Consider the following 9,229-nt stretch of genomic DNA (forward strand, 5'->3'; position numbering starts at 1 on the left):
AATCTATGACAGAGCTACGCGCGATTTTTTTTGATTTTGATGGTCTGATACTGGACACCGAAGTGGCTTGTTACGGAGGCTGGAAGTGGGTGTTTGAGAGCCATGGGTTGGACTATTTACTCGAAGATTTTCAGCGTATCGTGGGCACAGATAAATCTCCACGACCTTTGCTGGAGGAACGTTTGGGTAGTCCTCCAGATTGGGAAAGAATCGATCCGGAACGTCGGGAATATGAACGGGGTCTCGGACGTGATATGGAAATTAAGCCGGGAGTTCTGGAGTTGTTGTACCAGGCACGATCGAGAGGCTGGAGACGTGCGGTGGTTTCGAGTTCTCCGCATCACTGGGTTCTTCCCCATTTAGAGAGTCGAGGTGCGAGTGAGTTGTTCGAAGATTTTATCTGTCATGGTGACGCCCCTAATGCGAAGCCGGCTCCCGACCTGTATTTGGAAGCTTTGAAGCGATTGCATGTGAATGCCGAAGAGGCAGTGGCTTTGGAGGATTCATACAACGGGTCATTCGCAGCTAAGGAAGCTGGTCTTTGGTGTATTGCCGTGCCGAATGCCATCACCCGTTCCATGGATTTCTCTCACGCGGACCTTGTGACTGAAGATCTGCTGGGCCTTAACCTGGCAGATCTGAGCGAGAGATTCAGATAGCGAAAGAGCGGCCCACCGAGGCCGCTCTTTTGGAAATGATTTATCGTTGGGGTCGCTAACTAGAGCTTAACCTTGATCTTTTTCGCGGTTGGTTTGAGTCCGGTTTTCTTGAAGCCATCCGGACGGTCTTTCCCAGCTTTCACGGTATATTTTCCGTTTGAATACACCTTCGGTAGGAATGTGTTTCCTTGGATACGAACAGTATAGAGAATTTCTTTAGAGCCCTCTTCAATCACCTGAACGACGGGATCATTCATGCCTTCAAACACCAATTCTGGAAGGTAGCCGTAGACTTCGCGTCCATCATTGTCTTCCTGACGAATAGTCAGCGGCCAACCGGTGTACTGTTTTGCTCCTGGCTTCGTGACATCGCCGAACCGAGGCCAACACTCAAAGGTGATTGTGCGGGTCGCCTTGTTGAAGCGAGCGACACCGTAGCCATCCTCAAGGTTGTTTTCTCCTCCTTGAGCTGATAAATCACGGGCCTCGTTCATGCTCTTGAAATTGGGATTAGCGTAGGTGTGCATAGTCATACGATTGCCTAGACCGTCAAGGTAGTCACCGGTCCATTCCAGCTCGTTGTCGATAGGTGTCCCGCCGCCCGCTTCACCGTTTTCGGGCCACCACCAGCGACCGTAGATGGTGTTTACCAATGCGGGATTCGTGAATCCGAAAGGCCCGTCACGGTGGTTCTCTATACCATGTTGCACCACTACGGCGAGGTGTTGGTCACCGCACAAATGAGGAGCCCACGCTCGGCGAATGGCCGTCAATGCCTTGTTGCGGCCGGTCTGGGGCCATGCGTTGCTATCGAGGTCAGCCAGTAAACGGCCATTGTCAAAACTCCCGTGTAGGTGAACGGCTCCTGTAAAGGCCGTTTGAGAAAGCACCGCTTTCATCTCCACACCCTCCCAGTCTTGCGACCATTCGTTGAGGAAGTGAAGCTGACGGTCACCGAGTAGTTTCAGTCCGGGCAGGTCGACCGTATTACGGTCGTAGCTCTCATCATTGATGTGGTCAGGGCGCGGGCCCATTTCGGGAATTTTTCCCTTTGGGCCGCTTTTAAACTTACGATCCTCGATCACGGCAAAACTGACTTCTCCTACCTTTACGTCTGTGTAGTAAACTTGAATGCCTTGTTCAATAGGCGTGGGGTCGAATGGATCGGGAAGGTGCCAGGTAGACTGCTCATGGATCATTTTGATGTATTCGTGAGGATAGTAATAACCACCTGAGCTTCCATCCGTCGCATCAGCAATGATACCCCCTTCTCCCCAGAAATTGCCTTGTCCGATGTCGTGGTCGTCGATGATCGTGATGGTTGGGCGGTCCTTAATGATGTCACGGTAAAGAAAACCGAACCAAGTCCAGCCGGCAGTGAGTTCCCGGTGGTCATAGCTTTGGTCACCTGCGAAAAACAGGAGGTCCGGATCGTGAGCCCGAACGTTGGCGACGATGGATTCGCGGTCACCGCGGTCGCGACTTGAGTTGCAGGACATGGATGCGACTACGATCTCTTGTTTGTTAACCGGATCTTTGCGGATCAGACCTTTGAATGTAGCTCCTCCAGAGTGGGTTACACGGTAGGGAACGTCTTTGCTGCCGTCCCAGTTATCGATGCGAAAATGGGCGTACCAACCGGGGTAATTGACCTTGGCGGTCTTTGCTTTTTTCCACTCTTCGTCTTTTTTAAATTCGAGAGCCACTTCCCGTTTTTCGTTCGGCTTCAGCGGAAACAGCTGAGCCGTCATTTTCAAGGATCCCGCCTGTTGGGTGTAAATCGCAAAAGCGATGACTTTATCGCGGTCCACACGCACAAATTCTTCCAGAAAGCCATTCGGTTCACGGTCCCAGATATCTTCGCGAGTCGCTATATCCAGATTTTTGCCACGTTCGCCAGGGAACGCCGATTGAGCGAATACGTCATTCCAAAGCAAAAGGGCGCCAATAATTAGAGTCAGGGTGTTCTTCATAGTAGTTATTTAACGTAAATTAGGGTAGTATTAATACGGTATTGGGTAAATGAATAGGGAGGATGTCTGCAACGGTTATCTGTCGTGTATCTGCTAGAAAAGGATTCTGAGCTGACTTTTCAGGGGTATTCCAAATAGGATAGTTTTATAAAATTTTGGTAATTGGGGGTTTCGTTGAAAATCTGAGACTTTTACTAGTTGGTAATATTTGATTTGTTCATAGTGTTTTGTTGTCCTGCTCCTCAATCCAAAGTAGGTAGAATAATTAAGACTTAAGTCATCATCCAGATATCTCCTTTTGAACCATGAATAGTAATCCCGTATTTATCCTGGGTCTTGATTCGGCTGATTTTCGACTGTGTGAAAAGTGGGCAAAGCAAGGAGAGATGCCGCACTTTAAGGCCCTCATGGAGCGTTCTCAGAGATTGCGGGTGAAGAATCCTTTCGGCTTTGAAGCAGGAAGCCTCTGGCCTTGCTTTAACATGGTGGCCGATGTGGACATGCGTGGATTGCACGATGGGTTTAATCTGTTTGAGACCGATCGCTACAATCGTAGGAGAATGAGTCTGGATGAGAATCAGTGTGCCTATTTTTGGGAAAGATTGAGTAAGGCCGGGTATCGGGTGATGGTTATAGATCCCCCTTATGTTCCTTTGGTTGACGACATTAACGGCAGACAGGTGGTCGATTGGATGACGCACGTCAGAACCGGCGATACCTGGTTGCAAACCTCACCCTCTGAGTTGGCCGTCGGTATCCGGGAAAAGTATGGAATGAATCCCATCAGTCGATCGGACTCTTCTTGCCCTTGTGATGACAATAGACCTGAGACACCAGACGAACTTTTGGAAATGCAGGATGCGCTTAAAGACCGAATCCGGTCGAAGACAGATCTGATTACGACGTGGTTGAAAGACGAGCGTTGGGATTACTGTTATTGTGTTTACCATGAAACTCATGACATGGGGCATATGAGTTGGCATGTGCATGATGAGAGTCATGTCGATCACGATCCGGTTGTAAGAGCTGAAGTCGGGGATCCTTTGAAGGAAATCTACCTGGCTCTGGATGAAGCGATTGGTCGCATAGTCGAGGCACTGCCAACAGGAATGGCTTTTCATTTGTTTTGCAGTCATGGGATGGGAGAAGAACGGACTGCCTCTGTATTTCTTGATGAAATCCTGCTCCAGCTGGAGCTGCACTATAGACCATTCAGGAAGATTCGAAATGACTGGTTCAAAAAGTTCGCTAAATTACTCGGGAAGGATTCGGAAAGGTGCCGGAATATAATCTCACTCCGATACCTTCTCACGAAGAAACTGTTTGGTGCCGATCCTGGTATCTACAACGACAAACCCCACCGGTATTTTTTTGAGGTACTAAATAATTATGCAACGGGTGCTATTCGTTTTAATCTTAAGGGTCGAGAGTCTCGCGGTCTTTTGGATCGGGTTTCAGATTTCGACCGGTATTGTGTGAGGCTCGAACAGGACCTTATGCAAATTGTGAATACTGAGAGTGGAGAGCCGCTCATTAAACGTTTTCTAAGAGTCGATGAGATGCATGATGGCCCCATGAAACTGAAATTAGCAACGTTAACCTTGGTGACCGTCATTCTGGCGGCCCCGAATGTCTTTTCAACGAATGGCGATAATATGATCGCTATTGGACCGGTGGCACGAGGCATGGGAGGCGTGACGATTGCGAATCCTCAAGATGCCATCAGTGCTGTATTCGGCAATCCGGCAGCGATGTGTTTTTCGCGCTATTGTCCATCCACTCAGGTGGATTTTGGAGGTACGGTGTTTATGCCGAGTGTCGACGCGTCTATTTCCAATGCATTTGGCATGAACCAGACGATTGGCGCCTCGAGTAAGGATAACATCTATCCGATCCCGGCGTTTGGCCTGTCACTGCCTTTTGGGGAGGATATGGAACGGTGGCGTTTTGGCCTCGCTGCCTACGGCGTGAGTGGATTGGGCGTTGATTATCGAGGAACGGCTATTGATCAAAAAGATATTTTTGGTCCAGGTGCCCCCCCTTACCGCAGGGGACTACACGAGTCTACAGATCATGAAATTTGCTCCGGCTATTTCTTATCAAGCGGCCCCAAACTTTTCATTGGGAGCAGCCGTCCATGTCGATTATGCAGTGCTCGACTTGGGAACAGGTTCTTCGCCGGGTTTCGGCTACGGCGTTCAATTAGGATCTATTTGGCGGCCAGCGCCTAATGTATCCCTTGGATTTAGCTATACCACCCCACAGAAAGTCAGGCATGAAAATGTCATTGCCCAACCCACACCCACGGGTGGAATCGCGCGCTACGATCTGAACCTGGAGGCACCGGACCAATTAGGGTTTGGAGCTTCCTGGGAAGGTATGGACAATCTGCTGATCTTCAGTGCTGAAGTGAAGCAGATCAACTGGGGTAGTGCTGAAGGCTACAAGGACTTCGACTGGGAGGATCAAACCGTGTATGCTGCAGGAATTCAATACGAAGCAGTTCGGGATAAACTGTTCCTACGGGTTGGTTTCAACTACGGTGAGAATCCTGTGAAAGCCAATAATGGCTGGAATGGAGCTTTCACTCCTACGAGACCTGCGGACGTGAAGTTTGTCCAAGGCATTCCGTTTCCCACCTACTATTACGAAACATTCCGTATTGTTGGTTTCCCGGCGGTTGTGGAAAGCCATACAACCTTTGGTTTTACTTATTCGATAAAAGAGAATTTTGATCTGAGTCTTGCATACATGTATGCCGCGAGTAACGATATTACTGAGCAAGGCACGAGGCCTGCAGGAACTCCTGTTACTATCAAATCCACTTTGAGTGAGGAAAGTATTGAGTTTGGATTTTCGTGGAGATTCTGAATGAACGACTTGGGGAAATATTGAAATTGGGAAAGGCCACGGAAACAATCCCCGTGGCCTTTTCACCACTGATTTGATTCGAATGCGATCTCTAATTCTGTTTCTAATATTTAGCGTGGCGTCCGCCGTAGCCGCGGAAGGGCCGCATTTTCCGGTTACGGAGGCGAGGGATAATCTACCCTTGCGTGGAATTTCTGACGATGCGGAGACCTTCACTCTGTCTAATGTGGATGCATCCGTCGTGGTTCTGGTCGTTTTCGATTTGTATTGTCCCGTATGCCAGAAGTCGGCCCCTAATATGAAACGACTAGCTGAATCGATCCAGGGGTTGGCAACGGAAATCCCGGTTCTCGGATTCGGATCGGGTGACACCATTTTTGAGACACAGAAATTTAAAGACAAATTCAAGCTTCCCTTTCCCTGTATCAGTGACCGCGAAAAGGCTGTTTCAGCTTACTACCATGTCGAACGCACTCCATCGATCATTGTTTTGGAACGTAGCGGTGATAAGGGCGAACTTTCTGAAACCTACCGGAACGAAGGTTACTTGGGGCGGGAACATGTTGAGCAGGTGGTTAATCTATTGAAAACGAATAAATGAAAACTGTTATAACAGTCACGGCGTTGATCGGTTGGTCGATCTTCGCCAATGCCGCTGAGGATGAGATCTCAGGTATTTACGATCCCGGAATCCTTAAACCGGTTGATAGTCGTCTGCTCGTCGCTGTCGGAGAAAAGGCGCCGGACTTTGAGCTACCCTCTGTCGACGGTTCTCGAGTCAGACTTTCTGACTATCGAGGGAAGCATCACGTGATTCTTAGTTTCGTGTCTGCTGCCTGGACGCCGGTATGCTCTTCCCGATGGCCGGGATACGATTTGGTAAAGGACGATGTTGAACAGTTCGACGCGGTGTTTGTCGGAATTACGGTAGATAATATCCCAACGTTACATGCGTGGGTAAAAGCGATGGAAGGTATCAGTTTCCCGGTGCTTTCGGACTTTTTCCCACACGGAGTTGTTGCTCAGCGTTATGGGATCTTGCGCTCAGATGGGACGAGCGAGCGAGCGCTCTTCATCATAGATAAAGAAGGGGTGATTCGGTTTATCGATGTGCATGACATCAATGAAAGGCCTCCTTTGGAGGATATTTTCCATGCGCTTCAGGAAATTTACGAAAACGAATAAATTTGCTTAACGTTCTCCGGTGAACTCCGGTTTCCATCGTGACGGTTCTTCCGAGCTTATCGAAGCGAAGAATGGTGGGAGATGGCAGATCAAGACGAATATCAGAATATAAACGACTTAAAATTAGAGTAGGTGTTAGTAGGTGTAATTCGAATGAATTTATTGGGAGAATTTTAAGAGATATCGTTTAATGGCACATGTCTTGATTTGGGGGAAGAAACGCTTAGCGATCTGCTGTAAGTTGGTTCTGCCGCGTGATTCCAAGAGTCTCTCCGATCTCCTGGTTTTCCTTTCCCTGAGCGGCCAGCAGGACGATCTTGGCCCGCTCGGCCAAGCGAACCGAAGTCCGCCGACCTTTGCTGATCACTGTAAGCTTCACTTCTTCCTCTGGGGCGAGTTCGATTTTGCGGGCTACTCTCATTGGAGAGGAAGCATATCCATTGAAATGGTGCTAATCAATAAAATAAGTTACATTAATTAATACGACCTACACTAGCGAACTCGCGGATTGCGTATTTGTTTTACGGATGTTCCAGGATATAGAGCAGCAGGTGGAATTGCCACCAATGCCCGGGATCGTGCTGCCAATGACCTCTTTCCTCGGATTTGGGCCAGCTGATTGCGACAACCTCAAAGCAGCATTCAGAGAAACACCCGAATCGACGTCGAATTCGACAAATTCCTTCTCACTTCGATTAAAATTCTTAAGGCCCACAAAGCAGGCTGTGATTAGAAAGTCAACCACAGCAAAGATGCAGATATTATTCACTGCACTCCGTCTCATCTTCGAGGATCTCATTGCCAAAAACGAGCCCCAAAGCCTTGCAAACCGCTACTACGCTATGTTCCTTGGCCAGCATATCTACCGCCTCCCATTTCGAGAGTCCATCTCGTCGAAGATGCGTATCGTTTTTTTTAGTATGTCTCGCTGCTCGGTCATCGCGTTGAGCTCCCTGCGGAGCCTAGCGTTCTCGGCAGCGAGCTCGCTGGCTCTTGGCTCGCCAAGAGCAGTTTGCTTGTCAAGCTCTCCGGGCAGGCCCTTCTTCCATCTTCTGAGGCAGCTTTCGGGCACGTCCAAGTCTCTGGCCACCTCCATCCTGGGGCGGCCGTCGAGAATCATTTGAACGGCTCGGCGCTTGAACTCTATGTCGTATTGTCGGGGACTTCTTCTCATCAGTTTTTAGTTTGTTGTGAGAGCGTCGAACTGTACAATTTTTCGAGGTAATATCAACCGATGAATCAACACTTTTGGAAAACACTCGAGAAGGGGCAATGGTGGCCGTTTGACGTGGATGAGGAACTTAACGCGTTCAGTTCCGCGTAGGTTGGCACCTTGTTGAAAAGCGGGCGAAATCCGGGTCTTTATCAACGGACCCCACCTTGGAGTTCGTTTCCTGTAGCCAACCCAACCAATACCCAATGAAACTGCTTCCCTTGCTCGACAGACCCGGCCCGCAGTGCTTTCGATCACGAACAGCCTTTGAAACGATGGCCGCGAATTACCCAAACTAAGCGCTTTTTGGACTCTACCCACTCAGTACACCGTCGCCTACACGCGATTCTCGCAATGATCACGCTGTGCAATCCGGCAATAAGCTCCGCTGCGGAGATCACAATTCACCCCGCCCGCGAAAAGCAGGTCATCTGGGGGCTCGGGTTCGAGATTCAGTCCGACTCGATCGGCTCGGGCAACCATGGCCTTCCGGAGAACCGCGTTGCGGTGCCGCACGATCTCACTCCGTCCGAGCGGCAGCGCCTTTACACCGAAATGCTCCAAGGCTTCCGCTACTGCCGTCTGGCCGGGGGGCTGTATTGGCGCGGTCTGGACCCTGAGGAAAAGTTCATGCGGCCGCGCTGGCCGGAGCAGCTCGTTGAGCTGCGCGAGATGCTGCAGGTCGCGGGCGTCGAGGGGCTCTCGTTCGAGTACTGGTCGCCCGCGCCGTATTGGAAGGCGAACCGCAGTTACGTCGGCAAGGGCCGCGAGGACCCCTTCAACACCTTGCGTTGCTTCGGCCCCGAGTTCGCGAACGATCCCGAGTATAAAGGTGATGTTGACCGCTTTCTCTTCGACTTCGCCGCCGCGGTGGTCACGGATATAAAAACGCTTCGGGCCGCAGGGATTCCGACCCTGCAGTGGGGGCTGCAGAATGAACCTCATGTTTCAAACGCGCATTACTCGGCGTGCCGCTACCCCGATTCGCTGGCGTTTGTCCGCGCGTATCGGGCGGTGGCCTCCGCGATCCGCAAGTACGATTCGCGGATTCTGCTCTTCGCCGATACCGAAAATGCGTTTCCGAACAAGATCGGTCCAGCGATGAACGATCTGGAGATTGCCGGGCTGGTCGACGCCTATGTGGTACACACGATCGGCGCGCCCTCGGAAAATGTCCGCGAGGTTCACGCGAAGATTCGTGCGGAGCTGCCTTGGCGTCCGTGGTTCCAGAACGAATACGAGTACCTCACTGGCGGCGCCACGGCGGAACGCTGCCTAAACACGGTGCAGCACATCCTGAACTCGTTCCAAGTCGCGGAAAATCCGAC

The 9,229-nt window shown here is 50.4% G+C and carries 9 protein-coding genes; 6 read left to right on the forward strand and 3 right to left on the reverse strand.

The window, feature by feature from the left end; translation table 11 throughout:
- Positions 1-5 precede the first annotated feature (5 nt).
- The gene (locus tag O3C43_17730) at positions 6-659 is read left to right on the forward strand and encodes an HAD-IA family hydrolase (protein MDA1068332.1); all 654 of its coding nucleotides are present in this window, start codon (positions 6-8) and stop codon (positions 657-659) included.
- Positions 660-718: 59 nt separating this feature from the next.
- Here O3C43_17730 and O3C43_17735 read toward each other — a convergent pair whose 3' ends face one another.
- Positions 719-2,632, reverse strand: coding sequence for a hypothetical protein (locus tag O3C43_17735; GenBank protein MDA1068333.1), 1,914 nt, complete (start codon positions 2,630-2,632; stop codon positions 719-721).
- 305 nt (positions 2,633-2,937) lie between these two features.
- Here O3C43_17735 and O3C43_17740 point away from each other — a divergent pair, with 305 nt between their 5' ends.
- The 4 genes from O3C43_17740 to O3C43_17755 all read left to right on the forward strand — a co-directional run bounded on the left by O3C43_17740 (position 2,938) and on the right by O3C43_17755 (position 6,688).
- Positions 2,938-4,863 carry an alkaline phosphatase family protein gene (locus O3C43_17740; protein ID MDA1068334.1) on the forward strand — a complete coding sequence of 642 codons (1,926 nt, stop codon included), beginning with the start codon at positions 2,938-2,940 and terminating at the stop codon, positions 4,861-4,863.
- Complete coding sequence (locus tag O3C43_17745) at positions 4,793-5,503, forward strand: hypothetical protein (GenBank protein MDA1068335.1); 711 nt, start codon at positions 4,793-4,795, stop codon at positions 5,501-5,503. The genes O3C43_17740 and O3C43_17745 overlap by 71 nt, the downstream gene beginning before the upstream one ends.
- An 82-nt stretch (positions 5,504-5,585) precedes the next feature.
- A complete protein-coding gene (locus tag O3C43_17750) occupies positions 5,586-6,104 on the forward strand; it encodes a redoxin domain-containing protein (protein MDA1068336.1) in 519 nt (172 codons plus the stop codon).
- Complete coding sequence (locus O3C43_17755; GenBank protein ID MDA1068337.1) at positions 6,101-6,688, forward strand: redoxin domain-containing protein; 588 nt, start codon at positions 6,101-6,103, stop codon at positions 6,686-6,688. The genes O3C43_17750 and O3C43_17755 overlap by 4 nt, the downstream gene beginning before the upstream one ends.
- A 223-nt stretch (positions 6,689-6,911) precedes the next feature.
- Here the strand turns inward: O3C43_17755 and O3C43_17760 are convergent, their stop codons facing one another.
- Positions 6,912-7,109 carry a helix-turn-helix domain-containing protein gene (locus O3C43_17760; protein MDA1068338.1) on the reverse strand — a complete coding sequence of 66 codons (198 nt, stop codon included), beginning with the start codon at positions 7,107-7,109 and terminating at the stop codon, positions 6,912-6,914.
- 441 nt (positions 7,110-7,550) lie between these two features.
- Positions 7,551-7,862 (reverse strand): transposase, encoded by a 312-nt coding sequence (locus O3C43_17765; GenBank protein ID MDA1068339.1) that lies wholly within the window; start codon positions 7,860-7,862, stop codon positions 7,551-7,553.
- A 393-nt stretch (positions 7,863-8,255) separates the two neighbouring features.
- Between O3C43_17765 and O3C43_17770 the strand changes: the two genes are divergently transcribed.
- The coding region (locus tag O3C43_17770; GenBank protein MDA1068340.1) for a hypothetical protein at positions 8,256-9,229 on the forward strand (974 nt) is incomplete at its 3' end.

The sequence above is a fragment of the Verrucomicrobiota bacterium genome, from assembly GCA_027622555.1.
Classification (GTDB): Bacteria; Verrucomicrobiota; Verrucomicrobiia; order Opitutales; family UBA2995; genus UBA2995.

What these genes read in the sequence shown, in the direction of transcription:
- O3C43_17730 (MDA1068332.1), top strand. Translation starts at nt 6, where the DNA reads ATGACAGAGCTACGCGCGATTTTTTTTGATTTTGATGGTCTGATACTG.
- O3C43_17735 (MDA1068333.1), bottom strand. Translation starts at nt 2,632, where the DNA reads ATGAAGAACACCCTGACTCTAATTATTGGCGCCCTTTTGCTTTGGAAT.
- O3C43_17750 (MDA1068336.1), top strand. Translation starts at nt 5,586, where the DNA reads ATGCGATCTCTAATTCTGTTTCTAATATTTAGCGTGGCGTCCGCCGTA.
- O3C43_17740 (MDA1068334.1), top strand. Translation starts at nt 2,938, where the DNA reads ATGAATAGTAATCCCGTATTTATCCTGGGTCTTGATTCGGCTGATTTT.
- O3C43_17765 (MDA1068339.1), bottom strand. Translation starts at nt 7,862, where the DNA reads ATGAGAAGAAGTCCCCGACAATACGACATAGAGTTCAAGCGCCGAGCC.
- O3C43_17760 (MDA1068338.1), bottom strand. Translation starts at nt 7,109, where the DNA reads ATGAGAGTAGCCCGCAAAATCGAACTCGCCCCAGAGGAAGAAGTGAAG.
- O3C43_17755 (MDA1068337.1), top strand. Translation starts at nt 6,101, where the DNA reads ATGAAAACTGTTATAACAGTCACGGCGTTGATCGGTTGGTCGATCTTC.